Annotated in this window: 18 protein-coding genes; 2 read left to right on the top strand and 16 right to left on the bottom strand. The window is 38.9% G+C overall.

The genetic code is table 11. From position 1 onward, the window contains the following. Nucleotides 1–7: 7 nt before the first annotated feature. Genes L6421_RS02810 through L6421_RS02795 form a run of 4 tightly spaced genes read right to left on the bottom strand, consistent with a single transcriptional unit; the run spans nucleotide 8 to nucleotide 8629 of the window. A complete protein-coding gene (locus tag L6421_RS02810) occupies nucleotides 8–2623 on the bottom strand; it encodes an AAA family ATPase (RefSeq protein ID WP_237262979.1) in 2616 nt (871 codons plus the stop codon). Continuing rightward, a complete protein-coding gene (locus L6421_RS02805; RefSeq protein ID WP_237262977.1) occupies nucleotides 2624–3883 on the bottom strand; it encodes a restriction endonuclease subunit S in 1260 nt (419 codons plus the stop codon). It abuts the gene before it with no gap. Then, the gene (locus L6421_RS02800; protein ID WP_237262975.1) at nucleotides 3873–5507 is read right to left on the bottom strand and encodes an HsdM family class I SAM-dependent methyltransferase; all 1635 of its coding nucleotides are present in this window, start codon (nucleotides 5505–5507) and stop codon (nucleotides 3873–3875) included. Before L6421_RS02800 ends, L6421_RS02805 begins: the two co-directional genes overlap by 11 nt. Continuing rightward, nucleotides 5501–8629 (bottom strand): type I restriction endonuclease subunit R, encoded by a 3129-nt coding sequence (locus L6421_RS02795; protein WP_237262972.1) that lies wholly within the window; start codon nucleotides 8627–8629, stop codon nucleotides 5501–5503. The genes L6421_RS02800 and L6421_RS02795 overlap by 7 nt, the downstream gene beginning before the upstream one ends. An 85-nt stretch (nucleotides 8630–8714) precedes the next feature. Between L6421_RS02795 and L6421_RS02790 the strand changes: the two genes are divergently transcribed. After that, complete coding sequence (locus L6421_RS02790; protein WP_237262970.1) at nucleotides 8715–9812, top strand: hypothetical protein; 1098 nt, start codon at nucleotides 8715–8717, stop codon at nucleotides 9810–9812. Nucleotides 9813–9815: 3 nt separating this feature from the next. On the opposite strand, the gene L6421_RS11485 is transcribed toward L6421_RS02790, so the two are convergent. From L6421_RS11485 to cysD, 12 genes are all read right to left on the bottom strand, one after another. After that, entirely contained in the window at nucleotides 9816–9938 is a 123-nt protein-coding gene (locus L6421_RS11485) for a hypothetical protein (RefSeq protein ID WP_255695494.1), read from the bottom strand. A 343-nt stretch (nucleotides 9939–10281) separates the two neighbouring features. Continuing rightward, nucleotides 10282–10677 (bottom strand): helix-turn-helix domain-containing protein, encoded by a 396-nt coding sequence (locus L6421_RS02785; protein ID WP_237262968.1) that lies wholly within the window; start codon nucleotides 10675–10677, stop codon nucleotides 10282–10284. Nucleotides 10678–10694: 17 nt separating this feature from the next. Then, complete coding sequence (locus tag L6421_RS02780) at nucleotides 10695–10937, bottom strand: helix-turn-helix domain-containing protein (RefSeq protein ID WP_237262963.1); 243 nt, start codon at nucleotides 10935–10937, stop codon at nucleotides 10695–10697. A gap of 318 nt (nucleotides 10938–11255) precedes the next feature. After that, the gene (locus L6421_RS02775) at nucleotides 11256–12524 is read right to left on the bottom strand and encodes a site-specific integrase (RefSeq protein WP_237262961.1); all 1269 of its coding nucleotides are present in this window, start codon (nucleotides 12522–12524) and stop codon (nucleotides 11256–11258) included. A gap of 334 nt (nucleotides 12525–12858) precedes the next feature. Further along, complete coding sequence (locus L6421_RS02770; RefSeq protein WP_237262958.1) at nucleotides 12859–14400, bottom strand: GSCFA domain-containing protein; 1542 nt, start codon at nucleotides 14398–14400, stop codon at nucleotides 12859–12861. 59 nt (nucleotides 14401–14459) lie between these two features. Beyond that, entirely contained in the window at nucleotides 14460–15419 is a 960-nt protein-coding gene (locus tag L6421_RS02765; RefSeq protein WP_237262954.1) for a glycosyltransferase family protein, read from the bottom strand. A gap of 126 nt (nucleotides 15420–15545) precedes the next feature. After that, nucleotides 15546–16337 carry a 3'(2'),5'-bisphosphate nucleotidase CysQ gene (cysQ, locus tag L6421_RS02760; RefSeq protein ID WP_237262953.1) on the bottom strand — a complete coding sequence of 264 codons (792 nt, stop codon included), beginning with the start codon at nucleotides 16335–16337 and terminating at the stop codon, nucleotides 15546–15548. 72 nt (nucleotides 16338–16409) lie between these two features. Continuing rightward, on the bottom strand, nucleotides 16410–17009 hold the full coding sequence (gene cysC / locus L6421_RS02755) for an adenylyl-sulfate kinase (RefSeq protein WP_237262951.1): 600 nt from the start codon (nucleotides 17007–17009) through the stop codon (nucleotides 16410–16412). A 93-nt stretch (nucleotides 17010–17102) separates the two neighbouring features. Then, the gene (locus L6421_RS02750) at nucleotides 17103–18824 is read right to left on the bottom strand and encodes an SLC13 family permease (RefSeq protein WP_237262949.1); all 1722 of its coding nucleotides are present in this window, start codon (nucleotides 18822–18824) and stop codon (nucleotides 17103–17105) included. A 24-nt stretch (nucleotides 18825–18848) separates the two neighbouring features. After that, nucleotides 18849–20288: a sulfate adenylyltransferase subunit CysN gene (gene cysN, locus L6421_RS02745; RefSeq protein ID WP_237262947.1), complete on the bottom strand. Its 1440-nt coding sequence runs from the start codon at nucleotides 20286–20288 to the stop codon at nucleotides 18849–18851. Between the two features lie 70 nt (nucleotides 20289–20358). Then, entirely contained in the window at nucleotides 20359–20712 is a 354-nt protein-coding gene (locus L6421_RS02740) for a four helix bundle protein (protein WP_237262945.1), read from the bottom strand. Nucleotides 20713–20787: 75 nt separating this feature from the next. Continuing rightward, nucleotides 20788–21702 (bottom strand): sulfate adenylyltransferase subunit CysD, encoded by a 915-nt coding sequence (cysD, locus tag L6421_RS02735; protein ID WP_237262943.1) that lies wholly within the window; start codon nucleotides 21700–21702, stop codon nucleotides 20788–20790. Nucleotides 21703–21783: 81 nt separating this feature from the next. On the opposite strand from cysD, the gene L6421_RS02730 reads away from it, so the two are divergent. Beyond that, the gene (locus L6421_RS02730; RefSeq protein ID WP_237262942.1) at nucleotides 21784–24066 is read left to right on the top strand and encodes a glycosyltransferase family 2 protein; all 2283 of its coding nucleotides are present in this window, start codon (nucleotides 21784–21786) and stop codon (nucleotides 24064–24066) included. Nucleotides 24067–24080: the final 14 nt, after the last annotated feature.

Below are 24080 nucleotides of genomic sequence, written 5' to 3'. Positions count from 1 at the left end.
AAATTTTTTACCAATTTAGCGCTGCTTCAATTTGTTCTAAATATGTGATGATTTGATCAACGGTATTTCGATCAAACTCTGCTCTATCACTTTCTTCATGAGTCCCTTTATTGAGGTAACGCCATTCACGAGAATCTCCGTTTAAACCAAGAAGAAATGTTAAAGGTATTAAAATGTTGTCTTTATTTGGATCACCAAAATCACCTTTATTGATTTTGCTTTTCAGTTGCTCTGTCAAATTGCGAAGTTCTAAGGGGGCTTTTGCACCTCTAAGCTTAATACTTAGGCTTCCATCACCATGTTTATGCACATACTTCCAAATTTTGTCTTTGGTGAGAACTTCTAGGGCTTGTCTTGCTTTAGCCAGTGCTTCACGGCGCTCCATTGCATTAATGTGTGTTCGTGCAGCGAGAATGTAATGTCTCGGCGAAGAATTCATGTTTACTCGAATATGTACCTCATCTAATCTAGGTAGGAAGTCGAATTTTTTTGACGAATTCGCTACTTCTCTAGGCAAGAGGTTCTGAATGTCTTTGTAAAATTCTTCTCCGTGGCTTGTTAAGATAATTTGCTTGTCTTTAAAGTAGTCATCTTCAAATAATGTCAGTCTAATGTTTTCACGGTGATCGTCATCAATCGCATTAACAGGATCATCAAATATCAATAACGGGGCATCTTCTTTTAGGTTTTTAGCAAGAAGAACAGATAAGCCAATGCAGCGAAGATGTCCTTCACTCAGCACATGCAAAGCATCATGATATTTCCCGGGTTCATTCTGGAAAGCGATTTCTAATCTTTGATTTTGGGCTAAGGGTAATTTCACTTCAGCCAACAACTCAGATACTGTATCGTTGCGATTAAAGGCGTTATATAGCTCAACAATACTATCACTAAGGTTTGCGACAAGTAGCAATGGTAAGCTGTCGTTGTAATTATTTAACATACCTACGAATTCACCGTAGGCTTTGGTGATTTCTATATTTTGTGCAATGGTAGTTTTTTCTGCCTCGACTGCAGCGATAAGCTCGGAATTTTCTTCTTCAAAGCTTTCAACTACTCTGCTCGCTGCTTTGATTGAATTCTCAAAAGTTTCTTTTCTGGTTTTTAATGAAATTATTTGTCTTTCAAATTTACGAAGTGAATCCAGTTCGCTTTGTTTTGAGGTCCGTGCTTGCGATAGAGCATCAATTTCTTGGTCTTTAACTTCAAGTTGTTGTAATTGACTTACTAAATGGTGCCAGGGAGTAAAACCATCAGCAAGAGTTGTAATTACCCTATCCCACCATTCTTGTGCTGGTTGTTGATCTGGAGCTAATTCAATTGTTTTAAGAGGGTTTGATTCTGGATACTGTCTTAAGCAGATATTAACAATTTGATAGAGTTGAGATAGCTGCCCCTGAAGTATTGAACTGAACCCTTGAATTGCCTGCTGAGTTGCTGCTAATTGTTGGAGTTTTACCAATTCCTCTGTTGCATGATTAAATGGATTAACGCGGACTTGTTCAACTGGCGTCTTACATGCAGGACATTCATTATGATTTGTGCTCTTGAGCTGTGTTACAGCTTCGTAAAGCTGCTGAAATGAAACTTGCTGGCTTGAATTTACCAATTCTTGTTGTTTTTGTTCAAGCTTAGAAACTGTCCCAGCAATTTCAGAACCCAAAGTCTCTAATGAGATCTTAGTCAGATTGTTTTTGCCTGGTATTGATTGTTGAAGTTCCGCTTCCAGTGTTTTGATTTTTCCACCAGAATCGTCATTGCCATAAATCTCTGCAACCATTTGGTCAAAATTGAGTCCTTGTCGGTATTGAGTAACAAGTGCTTGAGACTCTTTTTCAATCTGAATTAAATCTTGTTTTCCTTGTTGGATTTGTTGCACTGATCCAGCTAACTTTTGGCGTTTTTGTTGTAACTGTGTTGATTTTATACCTACAAGATCAATGTAGCGGTCATCAAGTTCTGTAGTAAAGTTTCGAACAAACTCGGTAAATGCTTCAAGGCCAAACAGTGTTGAAATCAATTCAGTTTGCTTTGCTGGAGCCTGCGCTGCTATTCGAGAAAAGCTATCTATTCGATTTTTTTCAACAAAGCAAAACCTGAAGTTAGTGCTTGGTGATATGGCAATTTCAGTACCTTCACTATTTTTTGCTTTTAAAATTGGAGGAGTAAACTGATTCTCATGAGCGTTTTTAAGATAATCTTCCGGGTTTCGGAACCTATTATTCTCTGCTTCAGATACGCTTCCCAAAAGCCCGAATTCAAGGGCTTCACAGAAGCTAGATTTCCCTGTTCCATTCGGGCCATAAATCAAAACAATCTTACTGGATAAATCGAATTTTTCAGGTTTTGCGAAACCTCTAAAAGGCCCAACCGTTAACTCAGAAAGCATTTCAATAGCTGACTCAGCATCTGTTTCATCCTCACCTTCAACGATCAACTCTGTAGAAAGTGCATCCCAGCTATTTTGAGCAAGTTCAACAAATCGTTTTGCTCGTTGACCATTTCTAGTGCTTAAGCCAGCAAGTTCATCTAGATTGTCACTGACTAAGTTGGCAACTTTTATGATATCTTCTTCAGAGCCTTCCAAGTTCTTTAGAAACCTAAAGTATTCATCATGAATCATCTAGCTAGCCTTTTGTTTAATTGTGACTTGACCGTTCATAAGCATTGGCAAGAGCCAGTCACGAAGTTGTTGAAGTTCAAAATTCTCAAGTGAACATTTTTTTATTTTTTGAAATATAGGCTGGACAATCTCGTGAAAGCTTTGTAGTTCTTGAGTAGACGGACTAAGTACCTTAATATCGCTGAAATCTCCTTTGTTCATATTGGCAAATGTGTTTCCAGTTTTGGCTTTAGCCCCTTCAAAATATCCTTTCATGGCAAAATAAAGAAAGTATTTGTTAATTTCGTTTTTACAAATAACAGAGTTAATTTGCTGGTTCGTCTGTGCTCTTTGAGTTACAAATCCCACTAATCCTGGGCTGGCGATGCATGTAACGCAGATTGAATCTTCAGGTAAATACTTTCCAGACTGTGTGTCTGCACCTTGTTTTGAAAGAGTTTCTTCAGTTGATACGATAAATGTATTACCTCGAATATCTCCAATCGTGATAAATGGGATATCACCATCAAAATATTCAGGTTTTTGCTTCGATGGAGTTTTACCGGTAACGATATTTGACTCTGTTTTTTCAATAGTTGTGTCTTCCCACCCCTCTGGGATTTCGCGTTTTAGAGTGGGGTTGTAGACCATTTTGCCGCCGGCGATTTTATAGGGTTGGCCGTTGGCGTCGGGGAAATCGAATTGTACAAACCAATAGTCATAGAGAGTTTTCGCCATAGCTTCCAATTCGGCATTAATGCGGTTATTGAGTTCGATTTTTTTATCAATATTTGCTAGTAATTCTGAAACTAATCTTTGTTCTTCAATGGGAGGAATTCGTATGTCGAAATTTGGTAATTCATTTAGAGCAATGCGATTAACAGTTGCCCCTTTAATAGTATTCGCATTAATTATTTGCTGGAAAGCTGGTGATAAATAAGCATACAGAAAGTATTCAGGTAAAACCTTTTTTCGATTAGGTCTTAGTAAGCCCATTCTGCGACCTAAACATGCTCTAATACCTGAAGGCATTAGAGCGGCTTCACCTAAGCGAGTTTCGTACGAAAACAGCAAATCACCCTCTTCAGGTGTTACTCGTTTTGTCCATTTTTGAAAATCACTCTCACTTAAAAAAGCAGATTTCTCCAGGTTTAAACGGCCTTTTTCTAGGCTTGAAATACTTAAAAAATAAGGTCCTGATTGAATTTTTTTTGGTGTCGCATGTGGCCCATCAAACAATTGGGCTATATCTCCAATCGTAGTTGTATAACTATGAACCATAATTTAACCCTGCCAATTGTTTTTTGATTTCCGCCTCTAACTCATGTGACTGGCTAAACAGGCTGTCTAGGTTGTCGGTAAAGCTTTGCATTTTGGCTTTGAACTCATCGGGCGTAATATCGACATATTCGATTTTGACATCAAAATACTGACCGGCGCTGAGGCTGTAGTTTTTGGCGGCAATCTCTTCATAGCTTACGGCTACCGAAAGGTCTTCAACCGCTTGTTTATCGTTAAAGACATCAATGATTTTTTGCTCTTCTGCTGGGCTTAACACGGTTTTTTGGTTTTTGCCGTCTTTGACCTTTTCTCCCAAGTTTGAAGCGTCAATGAGCACGACATCGCCTTTATTGCTGTCGTCAATAAACAGAATGGAAACATTGGTTCCGGTGGTGGCAAAAATATTGGAGGGCATGGATACTACGCCAGCGAGCATTTTGTTGTCGACTAAGTGTTTTAGAATCTTATTATCAATTCCAGTCTTAGCTGTAATAAAGCCTGTTGGCACAACTACTGCGGCTTTTCCTTCTGATTTCAAAGAGGTGATGATGTGCTGTAGAAAGAGTGTATAAATTTTCATCTTATCTTTCTCTTTCTTAGGTACTGTTGGTATACCCGCGAAAAAGCGTTCTTTGTTTTCTTTGCTATCTAGCTCCTCCCGAATATCGCTAAAATCGAGTTTAAACGGTGGATTAGAGACGATGTAGTCGAATTTTTTAAGCTGTGCACCGTCTTTATGATGCGGATGTCTTAAAGTATCACCTTCAATGACATTGGGTATTGAGTGAACCAGGTTATTTAAAATCAGGTTCAATCGCAGTAGATTCGAGGATTTTTTGGAAATGTCTTGCGTGTAAATACTACAACGGTTTTCTCCAATGGCATGAGCAACATTCATAAGAAGCGTTCCTGACCCCGCTGATGGATCATAACAACTGACGTTTTTAATTTGTCCGCGCTGCGCTTCTGGCACAAGGATGGCGGCCATAATGCGAGCCACTGCATGCGGTGTATAGTATTCAGCGTATTTACCGCCGGAATTGCTGTTGTAGTCTTTGATAATGTATTCAAAGATAGTGGCGTAAAAATCAAATTTTTGCGTGAAGATGCGCTCAAAGCTGAATTCGATCAGCTTATTAATAATCGCTCGACAGAAAGCGTCACGCTTTGACACGGTGACGTTTTCGTTGATTCTGGAAAAGAGTCTTACCTTTTCACCCGAGTCCGTCATAACTGAGAAGACATCGTTATTGGTTGCGGCAATATCCATTAAGGTGTCGTCAAACAACTTGGCAAAGTCCGGTTCGTTTTGTTGGCTAAACAGATAGCTAATAAAGTGATGTGGTTTTAAACGGGCGGTATCGCCGCCCATTTGCAGTTGCAGCATTTCTAAATCGTCTTCTGACATGCTCTCCACAGTCTCTTCCCATTTTTCGGCTTTTGCGAGGTTGGCATCTATTTTTTTCGCTTCAAAGGCGAATTTATCGTTCAAAAATTTATATAGGAAAACCTGAGTAATTATTTCGAATTCACCCGTGCTATTACCCAATCCATTGGTGGCACAAATGCTTTTTAAGCTATCAATCAGTTGTTTGGTTTTTTCTTGAAATTCGAGTTCTACCACGCATTGGCTCCGGTGTTATATTCTTTTAAGTATTCTGCGACGACTAACTGGTTAATGTACTTTGAGGTATCCGCGTTTAATTTAATCTGTTGTTCTTTGTAAAAACGATTGAGTACTAATGGCATCATCTGCCGCTTAAAGTAACTTTCATTGTCGAGAATTTGGCTATTATTGAGTACTTGTTCATCGGCATCTTCTTTTACGCTGACCAGTGCATCAAAGATCTTACGCTCTGAATCACTAATGTCTTTATTGGTTTGTTGACGCTCTTGTAAACGCTTGTGGATACGGGAATATTTGGCATCCCCTTGATACTTTTGGCGCAACTGGTCGTTTTGACGATTAAGATCATTAACCCGCGCATGGATTTTATTGAGTGCGTCGATATTTGCAATCATTTCTTCCTGCGAGACTTCGCTAAGGTTCTTTTTCTTAAACAGCCGCTGAAGCTCTTCTTTAAGCGTGACAAACGTAGGGTCTTGTTGGTCAAAGTTACCCGCTAACGCCTCTCGTGTTTTGCGTAATGTGTTTTTCAGCTGATCAGCAAGTACAAGCTCCTCTTCACCAATTTTGACGAACTTGAAGATAACATCCTCCAGTGCACGATTGAGCAGGCCTGTGTTGTCCACGCCGCTCTCTAAATCATGTTTGAGATTAAGGAGGTGCAAGTGATTTTCAGTTTCTCGATAGAGCTTGTTCAGTTGATTAAAATCTAGATGATCAAGGAAATCGTATTCACCTTGTAAACGAATTAGGTTATAAAGTTCTTTGGCACTTCCAAGCACTTTTTTTAGTTGTAAAACGGTTTCTCGATCTTGAATCTGGCTGACTTGGTCAGCAAAAATTTCTGCGTTTTCAATGTCAAAACGGAAAAGCGCATCTTTGATTTGCTCAATATCTTGATGAATTTCCTCTTGGGACTTAAACAGGTGAGAATAATGCCCCATCTCGTCACCTAATTCGGCTTGAAGTTCTTCAAAATAGGCTTTATTGGTAGCATCAAATTCTTTGCTAATATCCGCAAAATCAACCACATAACCATAACGGAAACTTTTATAAGTGCGATTCACCCGTGTAAGAGCTTGCAGTAAGTTGTGCTTGCGAATAATTCGACCAAGATAAAGTTTTTTGAGACGTTTAGCATCAAAGCCAGTAAGCAGCATGTTATAGACAAATAGGAAGTCTATTTTGCCGGCTTTAAAATCATCCACCCAATCTTTGCGTTCTTGCTTGGAGCCAATGTCATGCAATATTAGGGCGGCATTCTTAACTTTATTTCTCATTTTTTGGTTAGCTACATAACTAACAGGAGCAGGTTCGGCTGCCATTAATGTTGCTGTATGAAGTATTGCAGGGTCAGTTAATTGTGGATTGTCTGCATATTTACTTTGAAATATCTCAAACATCTGCTTGGCTTGTTCAGAACTGTCGCAAATAACCATGCCGCCAATTGTTGAATCATCAAGAGTAGTTCGACTACTTTCAAAGTCGGAAACAATATAATCCAACATAGGTTCAACAAAGTTAGGGTGAGAGTAGGCTTTTCGTTTATCGAGACCACCTACCTGCACTTCTGCCTCTTCCAGGGCTTTTTGTAAATCTATTTTGTATTGCGTGGAAATTTCCTCACGAATTAAGCGCAAGGTATAGCCGTCGGCAATGGAAGCGTTGTAATAGTATTTGTGGATGTAATCCCCAAATAACACCCGTGAGTTATAGTCATCACCCAATAATGGTGTACCGGTTAAACCAATTTTTATAGCATTTGCATCCGATTGACTCAGGTTGGCTAGAAAGCTACCTTTAGGGTTATAGCTTCGGTGCACTTCATCCATAAAGTAAACACGCTGAATCGCAACATCGTAGTCCTTGGTGGAAACAACATCCGGATCGTCTTTAAATTTTTGAATATTCACAACGGTAATTTCAGGCTTACCAGAGTCATTATGAATAACCTTTGTCGCTTTAATCTCTTTGGTGAAGTCCTCGCGTGAGTTGATCGTGTGCACAATCAACCCACGAGCAGTGAACTCTTGCTGTGCCTGTTGTAAAAGGTCTAAACGGTCAACAATAAAGTAAAACTTTGGGATCACCTTCTGCTTTTGAAAGTAGTCGGTTAAAAAGCGTACGTTGTAGAACGTCAACGCGGTTTTTCCGCTTCCCTGCGTGTGCCAAATAATGCCTTTTTTAACGCCTTCATTCAGCTTATTTTCAATGGCTTTGGTTGCAAACAGCTGCGGGTAACGCATGATGTGCTTTTGCAGACCATTATGCTCATTCACATACACCAGCGCGTAGCGAAGTAAAAACGCCAGACGGTATCGACTCAACAAAGATGTGCAGATGCGATTGGTTGGTCGGTTAGGGTCTTTATTGGTTTGAAATTCTGGACTGCTGCGAATGACTTGGTAGTTGGTGTCTTTGAGGACAGATAATTCGGTTTCATCTGACAAAGGCTTGAGCAATGCCGTTAAATTGAGCACTTCCTCTTCACGGAAGTAGTTAAACACGGGTTCGTTGTATGAACTGCTGGCATAAAAAGCACCTTGAACTGGCTCAGGATCTGTATCGTCATACTCCATATTGTTGGAGAAAATCATGAACTGGGTGATGTTGGCAAAATGTTTGAATTTGGGGTTTTGAAAACGACGATTGATACGTTCTCGCTCGGCAATAATACCATCTCTGTTATTGGGCTTTTTAACCTCAATAAACACCAATGGTAGACCGTTGATGAGCAAGGTAATGTCTGGGCGGAACTCTTCATCACCGTTAATACAAGGCAACTCTGTCACAACATGAAAGCTGTTGTTATTGAAGTTTTCGAAATCAATTAGCTTTGTGTTTGAGCGTTCAGTCAGTTTCTCGAAAAATGCCTTGCCTAAGTCTTCGTTGTCCAGGAGTAAAGAGATTTCTTTTAATAAACGATCAGCATCTTCGTCTTTCAATTCCGGGTTTATTTTTGTAACCGCGGCTTTAAATAGCGCTGGAAATATATTAGTTTCAGTGTGCCAAGACTGATCTTTCAATGAAAGATAGGTATACCCGAGTCTGGTCAGATGCAAAATGGATGGAATTTTTACGCGAGTGTCTTCGTTATGCTTATTCTTTGCTGCCGCCATATACCGTCACTTTTTTAAATAATGTGGAAAATTTATTTCCAACACGGATTTAAACCTACTCGGATTATAGCGATTTTTTATCCATATGTATCCGCATGCTTACGGAAGTTTACTGATAAAATCAGAATTAATTTTTAATGAGCATGATTTTATGTATTCATTTTTCGTTGACCCCAGTATATTTTTTAATGAAATCATAGGAATGCCCAACTTTTTAACTTTAGCTGAGGAATTGCCTGTAGATAAAAAGACTTTAAGAAAAATGCTCAAATGCGAAATAGCAGAAGAAGGCGCTGGCCAAAAAGAAAATAAAGGAAAGGTCTCTTTAAAAACTTGTAATAGAGTCAAAGAGTTCGTTGAGACTAGTTATGGCCTTAAAATGTCTGAGATTCTGGGTGATTCGGTTATGCCAGGTAAAACGAACATTCTTCAACATGGGCATTGGAAAAGTTTTTTGGCAGGCATTAGGCATTCGAGCAAAAATAAAAAAAGCTTTTTTCTTGATCAGATCGAGCGAATACTGGATGCCGATAATAAAATTTTCCAGCAATGCATGCAAAACAAAGACTCTCTCGAAAGCCATCAGCTTTTCTGGGGAACTGAACTTGCCAAGCAATTACTTGAACCCTGGGGGTTAAAAGATACACCTGGTCTTGATAGACATACAGCTCAGTGCAACCTTGGCGCTATGTCACTTAATTTGTATTTAATTGCTTCCTATGAAATTGGAATGAAGCAGAAACATGGTGTTTCAATTAATCGACAGTCGCTAGTTTTAGAACTTTTGCCAACTTTGGTTGATGAAAAGATCGAATGGCCTATTAAAAAGATAACAGATTACTGGTCAGTTAAATTTGATGTGTCTGTGAACACATTGGGTGAATATTTGCCAATTATTTCGGGATTAGAAAGCGATTCTAAGGACCGAAAGCTGGATGCTTGGCGCAGTGGCAAAAATCAGCCACAAATGTATTCTGAGGATTCTATTTTTGAGTGGTTGGAGACTTTTTGCCCTGATTCCAAATCAGTTCACCAAGAATTCGTTCGGTTTCAGACAGTGTTATTAATTCAACGATTTTTTAATTTCCTGCTCAAACGGAAGTCTGAGCAGGAATGGTTAGTGAAAGCTTTCGATATTTATAGGGTTCACTATAAAGATAACTTCAATCGCTTTTCTGGTTAAGTTTTATTTTCCACGTGATGGAGCATTGCCTCGACCGCCACCAGACGAGTTTCCAGTGGTGCTAGGCCAATTACCTCCATTACCAGAATGAGAAGATGGACGACCAGATTGATTGGCTTTAGACATGATTTTTCTCCTAGATAATTTGTTAAATGAAGCTATTGATTGGCTTCGGTTTCATTATCTGCCTAGCCTTAATCTCTGCATAGTGAAGAGCTGAGGGAAAAGTTCAAATTCGTTACTTAGCCTTTTAAACCATCCCTGTCTGGACAGGCCATTCAGGCCTCTCCTCCGATATGACTTTTGCGACTGGCTATGGCTAGAATTTTAAAAAGATGTCTGATTATCGGTCTTGACGAATCTCTAATCCAGCGCATATAAGACCTATTATCGAACAGGATAACTCTTTATGCTTCATGAATCAGCACGATTATCAGTCTTATTGTGTTCGATAATCGGTCTAGGGAAATTAATCTTTCCAGCTACCTCTTGTAAACCCTGAAGCAGCACCCGCATCATATTTATCCGATTGATCTAGTGGAAACCACGTCAGTGCATAAAGTGAGCATTTATTTTGATAGCCACCTTGTCTAGTTTTGAAGATAAAACCTTGTTCGATCAGCTCTTTTAATGCTCTATTAAGGGTATCCTTAGAGTTCCACCCCTTAGCCCTAAAATCAGTAAAGGTTGCATTTAAGTCTCCATTATTCCCTCCTCTATACTGTCTAGCAATTTGTAAAAGAAGTTTGTTTGCTTTTGTGCTTAAGCCATCAAATTTTTTAGTTTCAAGAAGAGCATGAGGGAGAGCTAAAAATGATCCTCTTTCCCTACGCACTTTAGATTTTGAATAGCTTCTCCTCGTCATAATTTTAGACCAGAGCGTTAGCTATTTTGGTGTTCAAATTTCATTTGGGTCGTATTTTCAAAAACCGGTAGCTTATCCAACCAACAGTCAAGGTCTGACTTAAGGTAAATAACCTTACGGCCAATTTTTCGAAAGCTAGGGGCTTTTATACCTCCAAGCAAACCCGTAATTCGACTATTTCGAATTGAGATTTCGGATACACATAAATACTTTGCGGCTTGCTTGCTGTCGAAGGTTTTGTTGTTAGTTTGTTCACTCATTTTTTCATTCCTTTGTTTATGGATGCATAGGCAAACAAGGAGTTTGCTCTTGAGCGAAAGATTTACAGATTTAGCTAGAACTGTCATTCATGGCAATATGGCAAGAAGTTATTGGCAATACTTACAACTACTCTTCACCCCTTTATTCATAAGGGATTGATATTGCCAACAATAAGTTTTGGCAATGTGACTTGCCAACATCGGGCGGGCATTATTTTGATGGTTGGGAACCATTCATCAGGCAAATATAAGCTGATTACGGGACTTGAGATTTATCTGTAGTCACATAATTCGCTTATCAAGGGTGGGAAAGTTGGCTTAAGCAAACATTTTTGCAAAGCTTTCAGATACTGCTTTTTCAAGAGTTGCAGGTTGAAGATGGCCATAATGATCAATGATCATTCTGATATCACTATGCCCCATTAGCTTGGCTACAGTTAAAAGATCACTGCCATTCATAACCAGCCACGACGCAAAATTATGACGAAGTGTGTATAGATCAAGAGATTCAGGCAATCCGGAAAGCTCTTTAATTTTCTTCCAAGGTTTTTTGAGTGCCGTACCTCCAAGTCTGCCTCCTTCAGGATTGGAAAATACATAACCTGATTTTGGATTGCCATTTTGAACACGCCAGCTTTTCAGAATAGCAGTCAAGTCATCGGCGATTGGAAAGGTCTTGGCTTCTGGTTTTTTATGAGCTGTTTTTTCAATGGTTTTGTGAATGGTGGCTGAATCTTCATAAAAATGAATATGTTCCCAGCGAAGACCATAAACATCACCATTTCTGAATCCTGTATAAAACATAGTCAAAATAAACGGCTTTACATAATCAACAAGCTCTAGATTATCAAGACAGGGTAAATAGGCTTTTCCATGTGCTCGGCTATTTCGGCGACCTTGACGCTTTTGCTCTTGATACTTATCTAAGCCAGCAAATAACTGATGAATTTGTTCTTTAGTCAAATAACTGCGTTTAGATTTGCGCTCTAAATGCACCTCTTCTGATTCGTGAATTTTGTCTAAAGTAACTTTTGCCAGAGGATTATCTGTAAGCACACCTCTTTTGACCGCATCATTGAGTAATGTTTTGAGAGCGCCATATGCCCGCTTTTGAGTAGCATATGCTTTACTATTTTCAATCATCCTAGCTTGCCAAATAGTAATATCTTTTGCATTTAGCTCCGACATAACTTTATTAAATAAATGACTAAAATGCCGGTCAAAGATTTGTCGAGTCTCTTTCCCACTTTTTTTCGTTTCTAAAATACCTGTATAAACAGCATCCAGATACCCTTTAACGGTATTTGTTACTTTCGCTTTTTCTTCATTGCGCTGTTTTAGAGGATCATTACCACGAATAATCTCTGCATAAAGCTCTTTCCCTCGTTTCCGAGCCTCATCAAGAGTCATAGATGGATAGCGGCCCAACACAATGTTTCGTTGCTTGCCAAGCGCATCTCTGTAAAGTAATCGCCATGAAATTGAGTTCGGGTTCTTTTTGAGGTGCAAACCCTGTACAGCATCGTCACTTAATCGGTTGCTTGGGTAGTTATTGTTAATCCAGCCTGTAATATCGGATTTTTTCATATATGAAATCCTGTTGAAAATTTTAGTTAACTTATTATAGTCAACAAATAGTCAACAGATGAAAAAGGTTTTTAGAGATTTTGAAAAACAGGAGAAAACAAAACCATTAGAATCAAACTATTGATATTTATACACTATTTTGCTTACAGGCGCTTTTGATTGCATCTAGAAACATACTACCATCTCACCTTGACATGGTGGGGGTCGGTGGTTCGAATCCACTCGGTCGTACCAATTCCCGTTCATTCCAATACCCAGGAAATAACGGTAAAAACACTCCTAGTTACTCTTTTTTATTCCTAGTAGATTACCATTTAACGATTATTATCTCTTATTATCTCTGTTTATATTCATCTTTAGAAATGATAAACGGGCTGCCTTTTAATTCATCACCCGATTGTTTTTCAAACACTCTGATAGTCGAGATGTCTGTGTCGCGATTAAGTTTAAGCGCTATAGAAAAACCACAATTTAGTTTGTTATTACCCATTTTAGTCACTACGTCCTGTCTAGGTAGATTGGCATCATACTCCCCAATCCAAACGCCATTTACCATCACTTTAATCCGAGTTGAACTTGCCCTCCTGCTTTTACTGACTGCCCAACCGTGAATACTTTCGCCATTCCATTCATCCACATAACCAACAACAGAGTAAGCCGCTTTATTCTTTTTAAAAAAAGAGGGCAATAGATAACTCAAACCTTGTTTAAATCCGACCTTTTTCACATGCTGTTTAATCATGAACAGTTTATGAATCTTTTGAGAATCCATTTTTAAAATCGTTAAGAACTTAAAATACAAACTCATCAGTTTTTTTCTGGCAACCGACTGTTTGCTGTTTGTAATCATGCTTTGAGCTTCGCTAGAAAAACCGTTTTTAAAACAAAGGTAGCTTTTTGCTATTTCTGAAGTTTTACCAATGGACTTTGTAGAAACATCATCAAAATAATTCTCTATGACCACACTCATGATGTAATCAACAAACAAACTATCTACATGACGATAATCTTTTTGCCCCCAAACCACTTGAGGGTAACTTAAAGTCACCAGTTCATAACTAGGAAAATAATCGACATTCGACTGTGCAACCACAAACTCTTCCACCACCGTTCTTAAAACTGATTTTGAATAAGTGTTTGCCGGAATCACATCAAGCTCACGAAATGTTAACTGCAAAGGCACTGGAGAAACCGTAACCAAAATTTTAAAATCGGGTTTAAGATGCTTTTTTAACAATTCATAAATATTAATTAAATACTCATAACTCTCTTTAAAGTTAAGGGTATGTAGTTCAAATCGGTCAGCGTTAAGTTTAATTAAACTTCGACTTGGTGCTTTATTAAGATAAATACCTAACTGCCTATCAAACCAAACCTCGCTTAAACCCAATGTTAACACCACAACATCTGCGTTTTTTATCTGCTTAAATGATGACTGAATAGAGCGGTGTAGTTCTGCAATATAATCCACATCACCAGTCACCGCACTACCTGCCAAATGGCAATCTTCGGTAATTTCATTTGGTAGTTTAAAAAGAAGATCAGCAGAAAAAGACTGGTCAGGCTCTAAAGCCCATTGCAACTCATTAAGAATTGTGGGCAAATTGTATTTATTAGAAAGCGATGAATTTTCTACCTGTTCAACTTCCGATAAAACATCAAACCCAAGACTGAATAACGTTTTTTCAATTTCTCGGGCAAAACAAGAACCTATACAAAAAAAAGAGTCACTTTTCTTTAACTTAAAGGATGGTTTCAAACCTACCGAAGTAACCGGATATAGCCGCTCTTTACCACTCAGCCCAGGCCATCTAGCTTCTTTATTATGGCGAACATTTTGCCAGGCCTGCTCCCCTTTTATTATTTCTAAAGGCATCGTTACTATCTTCTTATTACATGCTGATTCGATTTAACCGCTAAATCCATACAAAAACCTTAAAAAATATCTTCTAATCCGCTCTTAGCAAAGTTAACCATCTGAGTTCTTATTTGCTCGTTCTTTGCCAACCAAGTAATGGCTTCTACCCACTTTTTTTGCTCTAAAGGCAAAATGATTCCAGCTTTATTTGCTGAATTACTATTCTCTTCTTTGGTCTTGATATAGTGGGCTGAATCACTCCCTGCAGAATAAACACCTACCGCCCCCGCCCGGGTAATATCAAAAACTTTAGTATGCGAACGAGCCTGATTAAAGTCATTATCTAACAATGGAGCCAAACCGATGTGCCTACCAGGCTGTTGAATAAAATGCTGATAGGCCTCCCACCCCATAGGATGAATCACCTGCACCCTTGGTAAAGTTTTAAATTTTTTATAAACATCTTGTCCGCCAATAATCTCAAAACAAAGATTGGAGTTTTGCTCCAATACTTCTTTAATAACCGGATATAGCCACTCTATTTCCGCATTATGTGAAGCTGAACCATGGTAAAAAACTTTAATTGAATTAGACATTGGTTTCAGTGGCTTAGGCTTAATTACCAGAGGTGACCAGGCCTGGTATTTATTTTTTAAATACGGTGTAGAAACCCAAAGCGATGCATGTTGATTTAACAACCAGTTCTTATGCAAGCCAGCCAGTTTAAACAATTTCCAACGATAACGTAACGGCATGCCTTTAGAGGCTGACAAATCCAAAACATCATCATCCATAAAAAAATAGAGCGATTGTAAAACCGCTCTATTTTCAGAAATCAATTTACGCCAAGCATTAGGCAAATACCGAACAAAGACAACAATCGCATATTCTAACTCGGCCGCTGAAACCAACTCATCAAAGGCATAACGAGTCACTATAAAATCACTTGATTCAAACTGTGGCAAAACAAAAAAATCCGTAGAAGGGTTTTCTCGCTCCTCAACAATATAAACCCGAGTTTTATGTTCAGTACTCAATATAACTACTCACTTAATTAGTCGTTGGTCATTGGTTGTTGGCGTTAGTCGACAGTATTTGATTAAAAGACGCCCACTAGCTCACTGCTCACTACTCACTGCTCACTACTCACTAAATAGACCATATTATTGAACAACAAACCATGCATTTAACAGGTTTTCTTTATTATACAAATGTGGAAAGTAGCCATCTTCAATCGAATAACCTTGAAAAGTCTTTCCGGCCTCTATTACTACAGCATGTGCCGCCCCAGTATCCCATTCCATTGTTGGCCCAAGTCTTGGGTAAATATCAGCCTCGCCTTCGGCTACCAAACAAATCTTTAGAGAGCTACCTATTGAGTGGGTGGTCAGCAATGGATAGTCAACCGCATATTCATCAATAAACGTTTTTGTTTCAGGTGACATATGAGATTTACTGGCCACAACAACAAGTTCACCTTCTTTTCTGTTTTGTTGTTTTGGCAAGGCAAAGGTTTGCATTTTATCGGCAATCATTTGTTCTTTAAACGCACCTTCACCCTTTTTGGCCCAATACGTTTCATTTAAGGCCGGAGCATACACTACACCTAAAACAGGAACTTCTTTATGTATTAAAGCAATATTAACTGTGAATTCACCATTCTTTTTCACGAACTCTTTCGTGCCATCAACAGGATCAACCAACCAAAAATATTCCCAGTCTTTACGCTCATCATAAGGAATGTTTTTACCTTCTTCAGATAATACGGGAATACCCAACCCTAAAGCTTCCAGGCCTGTCACAATCATTTCATTGGCCTTTTTATCTGCTTCAGTCAACGGAGATTCGTCAGCCTTAAACTCAACCTCAAAATCTTTTTGATAAATTTCCATAATGGCCTCGCCAGCTTTTTTAGCTAGCCCAACAATATCTTGTACATTAATTTTTTCTAACATAACCTAGTGGGCAGTAAGTAGTAAGTGGTTTGCGATTAAATGCATTCCACCCACTGCTCACTACTTACTCCTTTAAATGTATTTATTCTCTTTTAAGTAATCAATCACTTGTTGTGCAGCATTGTCTATAGAGATGCCGTCATTGACAATGCGAATCTCTGGATTTGATGGAGCTTCGTAAGGTGAATCAATACCAGTAAAATCTTTGATTTCGCCAGCTCTTGCTTTTTTATACAATCCTTTTGGATCTCGTTGTTCGCAAGTTGCTAGAGGCGTATCAATAAACACTTCGATAAACTCACCAGGCCTGGTCATTTCTCTGACCATATTTCGGTCTGCGGCAAAAGGCGAGATAAATGCCGTTAACACAATCAGCCCTGCATCACTGAACAACTTGGCCACTTCACCCACACGACGAATATTCTCAACACGATCTACTTCTGAAAACGACAGCCCCTTATTCAAACCATGGCGGACATTATCGCCATCCAACAAATAGGTGTGTTTAGCCATTTGAAACAATAAATTTTCAACGGCATTTGCCACCGTAGATTTACCGCTGCCACTTAATCCTGTAAACCACAATATGCATGGTGTTTGATTTTTCATTTCAGAGCGTTCTGCTCGCGAAACATGATGGTCATGCCAAACGATATTTTCATTATCTTGCATAAAAAACTCTTTTTGATTTTATAGTGAGCAGTGAGTAGTTAGCAGTGGGCCGTTACTACTCACTACCTACTACTCACTACACACTGTTTTTGTCTAAAACGGAAAAACCAAGGGAACGAGACTGATTACCGTAATCCCATAAACAAGACTGACTGGCAGCCCCATTTTTATATAATCTAAAAACCGATACCCACCCGGGGTGTAAACCATAAGATTGGTTTGATAACCATAAGGCGTCAAAAAGCTCGCGCTTGCAGCGTAAGCTACTGTCATGATGTAAGGCATTGCACTTGCGTCTAGGGCATGCGCGGTTGCCAATGCAATGGGAATTCCCAATGCGGCAGCTGCATTATTAGTAACCATTTCGGTTAACAACATGGTTAATAAATACACGCCGATAAGGCTACCTAGCAACCCCCAAGGGCTAAACACATACATTACCCAATCTGCAAGTTGCTGAGCCACCCCATAATCCATCATCACTTGTGCCACTCCAAGAGCCGCACCAACAATCAAAATGATTTCAAAAGGCAATCGCCTTCTCACCTCATTGAAATTGGTCAATTTAAACAGTAAAAATCCACCCAGCAAAAATATCAGGCCTTTTATTAGAGGTAATACATTCATTGCGGCCAATAAAATCACCACAATAAAACCAATACTAGCAATAAGGCTTTCTTTAGTATTTAAATGACGTTGCGCGTTCACTTCGGTATAAAAATAGAAGTTTTTATCCAAGTTTTCACGTTTTTTAAAGTCTGGCCCCGTAGTCAAAATAAGCGCATCGCCAGCTTGCAACTCAACCTCAGATAATCGATTATCCAACTGCTCGTCTCCTCGACGAATCGCCACCACAGCCGCATCAAATTTATTTCGGAAGTTCACCGATTTTAAGGTTTGCCCAATTAACGTGGATTGATGAGAGACTACTACTTCAACAAGTTGTTCAATTCGTTTAGAGTCATCTGCACCAGGCAAAACCACACCGTCAATTAACAATAATTTAGATGCCGCTTTAGGATCACCGGCAAACATCAAACGGTCACCGTTTTGAATGATATACTCTGGCGATACGGCTTTTACGCTACCTTGCTCATTCAACACTTGGGCAAGATACAAATCCTCTAAATTTCTTAAACCAGCAGATTCAACGCTTTTACCGATGATTTCAGAACCAGGCAACACTTTTGCTTCAATGAAGTAGTCCTTACTTTGAACTTGTTCCATATTGATTTTAGGCAAAATAATCGGCGCTAAAACCGCTATGGTCAGGGAGCCTACAACAAGTAAAACCACCCCCACATAAAAAAAGTCAAAAACCTCTAAAGCTGGCAAACCAGCTTGAACCACAAAGCTATTCACAATCAAATGTGTTGAGGTTCCAATCAGCGTCATGGTCCCGCCCAAAATGGCAATATATGACAAAGGAATCAAAAGTTTAGAAGGGGGATGTTGTTTAGACTTACCCACTGAAGACATTAAGGTTGCCACTACAGCGGTATTATTTAAAAAAGCAGAGCCAAAGCCGACTAGCCCGCCCATTCTCAAAATAGATGTTTGTACATTTGGTCTAATAAGGTAACTGGAAATCAGTTGAAAAAAATTGGTTTTTTCTAAAACCTGACTCACCATTAATAACAACGCTAAGGTCACTAAAGCAGGGTTAACAAAGTTCTGCAGCATTGATTCGAGTGGAATTAAATCGAATGCATAATACAGCAGTAAGATTCCCATAAAAAGTTTATAGGCTTGGATTTTACCCCAGGCCAATAAACCCAATAATAGAACTACTGATAGAAGAATCAGCGTTGTCATCACTTGCCTACACTAACTAAATAATTAGAGAACATCAGCAATAGATTTACATTCCCATTCAGGAAAATGTTGTCTAATCAAAGCATTTAAATCTTGTTCAAACGCACTATATTCTTTTGTAAAAGTTTTTTGTGAAGCAGCATCAAGCTTATTCACAATCATACCCGCTGCCAAAGTCGCATTGGTATATTTATCAATCACAATAAATGAGCCTGTACCTTTAATTTGAGCATAAGGATCAAATGAGATCATTTGATTCAAACTTAGCTGACATTGAGCAATTTCATTTAACTCTAAGCTTTCAGCAGGTGTTTTCTCTAGAGTATTGACATCCACTTTATAATCAATCGCACTAAAACGTCCTGTAGTCACGTTGGTTGCACGCTTAATTAAGTAATCATTACCTGGACGCATGGCTGCTTCGTTCATCCACACCAACATCACTTCTAAATTATCCGCGATTTGAGGGACATCTGAACTTTTAACAATCATATCGCCACGGCTAATATCCACTTCATCATTCAAGGTTAAAGTAATGGCCATGGGTGCAAAAGCACTTTTCACTTCCATATCATCGGTATTGGTAGCAGGTTGAATCACCTGTTTTACGGTTGATGTTTTCATCGAAGGCAATACCGTTATCGCATCACCAACTGCAATGTTGCCTGCGGCAATGGTGCCACAGAAGCCACGAAAATCTAAATGAGGACGATTCACATACTGAACAGGAAAACGGAAATGCTCTAAATCAGTATCATCACCAATTTCAATGGTGTCTAACAACTGCATTAACGGTTTACCCGTAAACCAAGGCATATTTTCACTAGGGTTTACCACGTTATCGCCCGTTAAAGCCGAAACAGGGCTAAAGATTGGATTTTCAATACCCAACTCTTTTGCAAACACGGTATATTCGGCTTTAATTTCATTAAAACGTTGCTCGCTAAAGTCAACCAAATCCATTTTATTTACCGCAACCACAATGTTTTTGGTGCCCAATAAACTGGTAATGTAACTGTGACGACGTGTTTGGGTTTGCACCCCATAACGCGCATCAATCAAGATAATCGCTAAATCGGCGGTAGAAGCACCTGTCGCCATATTACGCGTATACTGCTCATGACCAGGAGTATCGGCAATAATGAACTTACGTTTATCCGTTGCAAAATAACGATAAGCAACATCAATGGTAATACCTTGTTCACGCTCCGATTGCAGACCATCAACCAATAAAGCTAAATCAACCTCTTCGCCGGTGGTGCCGTGTTTTTTAGAGTCTTTATTAATTGCCGCCAACTGATCTTCAAAAATCATTTTGCTGTCATGCAATAAACGACCAATAAGAGTACTTTTACCATCATCAACACTTCCACAAGTGATGAAACGCAAAAGCTCTTTATTTTCATGCTGCTTAAGATACCCCTCGATATCCGTTTCTAATAAATTAGTTTTTTCTACGGCCATTTTTTTAAGTGGGCAGTATGTAGTGGGTAGTTAGCCGTGCTGACTTTCCTAGCACATTGCATAACCTTAACTACTCTCCCATCCTCCCTATTAAGTTTTGTTTTAATGCATTCAGCATTTTAGAAATTTGGTTAATCTCAGATTTCCATTGAAGACCTAGCGTTTTTTCTAAATAACCTACCTCAATGGCAATATAAATTTGTGTAAGAAGCTCAGCACCAGAACCTCTTGCTATCTCAATATATCGAATATTCTCTTTTACAGACTCTTTCTCAAGACCTTCAGCAAGATTACTAGGAACAGATAAAGAAAAACGATTAATTTGATCTTTGAATCCAAAATCTCGGCAGTCCGCAAAATACTTGTAAACCTCAACGGATAAACGGCAACTTCGCTTCCAAACATCCAATGTTTCACATTTCATTAAAATAACCTTAGTTTAAAAACTAATGCCGCTTACTACCTACCGCCCACTAACTCACTTATTTCTAAGTTCTGCTTAGAAATAACCCTCAATCTTCTTCTTCTCCATTGAGCCCGCTTCATCGTGATCTATCAAACGTCCTTGTCTTTCTGACACTTTAGTTAACAGCATTTCTTGAATAATTTCAGGTAATGTCGCCGCTTCCGAAGGTACTGCTCCAGTTAACGGATAACAACCCAATGTTCTGAAACGAACCTTTTCCATTTTGGCGGTATTGCGCAACTCTTCTGGCATACGGTCATCATCGACCATAATTTTAGTTCCGCCATACTCAACAACCGGACGCTCTTTTGCAAAATACAAATCAGGAATCGGCACACTTTCTAGATAGATATATTGCCAAATATCTAATTCAGTCCAGTTGGATAAAGGAAACACACGAATTGATTCACCTTTTTGGTGGCGACCATTGTAAATATCCCATAGTTCAGGACGTTGGTTTTTAGGGTCCCAACGGTGATTTTTATCGCGGAACGAGTAAATACGCTCTTTAGCACGAGATTTTTCTTCATCTCTTCGAGCACCACCAAATACAGCATCGTATTGATAAATATCCAACATCTGACGGAGGCCTTCCGTCTTCATAATATCCGTATGCATTCCAGAACCATGCACAAAAGGCGAGATATCCAACTCTTTACCCTTAGGGTTGATATGAACAATCAATTCCATACCAACCTCTTTTGCACGCTGATCTCGAAATTCAATCATCTCTTTGAACTTCCAAGTCGTATCAACATGCACTAATGGAAAGGGTGGAGGAGCAGGATAAAAGGCTTTTTGAGCCAAATGTAGCATAACAGAAGAGTCTTTTCCCACACTATAAAGCATTGCAGGATTTTCAAACTCAGCAATCACTTCTCGCATAATGTGAATCGATTCGGCTTCTAATTTTTTTAGGTGGGTAATTCTTTGTTCTGAAAGTTCCATAAGAGTTTTCTATTTAATCAACATTAGAGAGTATAATAGCGTACCCTTTAATCAAACCTCAAATTATTACAGTCTTCTTTAATGAATAAATACAGATTACAGGCGTGGTATTCCAAGGTATTAAATTTTATTGGAATAAAGCTTGCAAAAAACATCCAATTAAAACCCATTAAGGACTTGGAAAAGATTTCGCAACAAACCTGGTTGTCGCTTAGTGAAGATCCGCATTTCTTGGTCAAGACTACATCATTAAAAAAAGGTTGGTATTTATTGTATATCGACTTAGGTGTTCGCCAGTTTGAAAACGCTAAACTCTATCCTATTTATAAAAACCAACACACCGCAGACCAAGACGCCATTGATTTACCTCTTAAGCCTCATAAAAAAATCACCCGCTACTTTTATCTAAAGGAGGGAATCGATTACTTAAGATTTGACCCTTTGGAAAACCAAGGCGAATTTACCGTAAAAACATTTCGCCTTGTAAAAGTACCCAAATTTTATGCACAATATCGTCAGCTAATTAGAGTAGAGTATTTAACCAGTGAATTGAATCAACAATCTCATACAGCGGTAAAAAGGCTTATTCAAAAACAAGCCGAAGAGAATCAAATATCGTTTACTGATCAATTAAACGAGTTATATGCCAATACATTCACCAAAGCTGAAAGCAGCAAAAGCTACCAGGCCTGGTTAGAAAAAAACGAAAAAGTAAAAATACATAAATTCCTTTCTCAAAAGCAATCAAACGATAAGCACCAACCATTAATCTCAATTATTTTACCCACTTATAACACAGATAAAGATCACTTAAAATCTTGTATAAAATCGGTATTAGGCCAGTCTTACGACAATTGGGAATTGTGCATTGTAGACGATGCTTCACCCAAAACGGCTCACATTGAAGCCATTAACAATTTCGTTAAAAGAGATGCAAGAATCAAATTTGAGCAGCGCAAGCAAAATGGCCATATATCACAAGCAAGTAACGATGCCATTGCGTTAGCTACCGGACAATACGCTTTACTACTCGACCATGACGATGAACTCTCGCCACATACCTTGATGCTGTTTGTTGATGCAATTAACAAACACCCTAGCGCCAAGCTTTACTATGCAGATGAAGACAAAATTGACGAAGCCGGCTTTAGGTTTATGCCGCACTTTAAGCCAGACTGGAATCCAGACTTACTCTATAGCCAAAACTATATCGGTCATCCCGCTGTTTACGAAATAAGCCGACTACGAGAAATAAATGGCTTCACATTAGGAGTAGAAGGCAGTCAAGATCACGACCTGCTACTACGTTTTACCCACAATCTAACCGACCAAGAGATTGTGCATTTACCGTGGATTCTATATCACTGGCGTGCTACCGAAAACTCAACTTCCCAAAATACCGATGCTAAAGATTACACAACAGCAAGCGGCATCAAGGCTCTACAAAACTATTTTGACAAAAACAATCCTGGTGTAATGGTTAGCCAAGGAACATTTGCCAACACCTACCGCTGTAAATGGCCACTGCCCAAAGTAAACCCGCTAGTATCACTTCTGATTCCAACTCGTGACGGTTATGAAATACTCAAAAACTGTATTCAATCCATACGCGAAAAAACCACCTACAAAAACTATGAAATAGTCGTGTTAAACAACCAATCAACCTGTAAAAAAACCCTAAGTTATTTGCAGGAGCTTGATAAAAGCCACTCCAATATTAGAGTGTTAGATTGGAACCACAAGTTTAACTATTCCGCCATCAACAACTTTGGGGTAGAAAACGCCTATGGTGAAATTATTGGCCTAATTAACAATGATATTGAAGTGATTTCAGAAGACTGGTTAACAGAAATGGTGAGTCATGCCATAAGACCAAATATTGGCTGTGTAGGCGCCAAACTGTACTACCCAGACGACACCATCCAACATGCCGGTGTTATCTTAGGTATAGGAGGAGTAGCTGGTCACTCTCATAAATACTTTACCAAAGAAAATCCTGGCTATTTTTCAAGACTACACCTTACCCAAAACTACTCTGCTGTAACGGCGGCCTGTTTGTTAGTCAAAAAATCAGTTTATAAACAGGTTAATGGCCTTAATGAAAAACACCTAACCGTTGCCTTCAATGATGTGGACTTTTGTCTAAACGTGCAAAAAATAGGTTATAAAAACCTATTTACGCCATGGGCAGAACTTTATCATCATGAATCCATTTCACGTGGTAACGAAGACACGCCTAAAAAGCAAAAACGTGCAGCTGAAGAAGTAAGCTACATGAAGCGTAAATGGGTTAAAAGCTTACAACATGATGCAGCTTACAATCGAAATCTCACCCAAGTTCATGAGAACTTTGCATTAAAATAATAATAAAAATATTC

This window comes from Thiomicrorhabdus immobilis, assembly GCF_021654855.1.
Lineage (GTDB): Bacteria > Pseudomonadota > Gammaproteobacteria > Thiomicrospirales > Thiomicrospiraceae > Thiomicrorhabdus > Thiomicrorhabdus immobilis.
The sequence above is the reverse complement of the archived record's forward strand: the minus strand, read 5'-3'. Positions and strand labels throughout refer to the sequence as shown.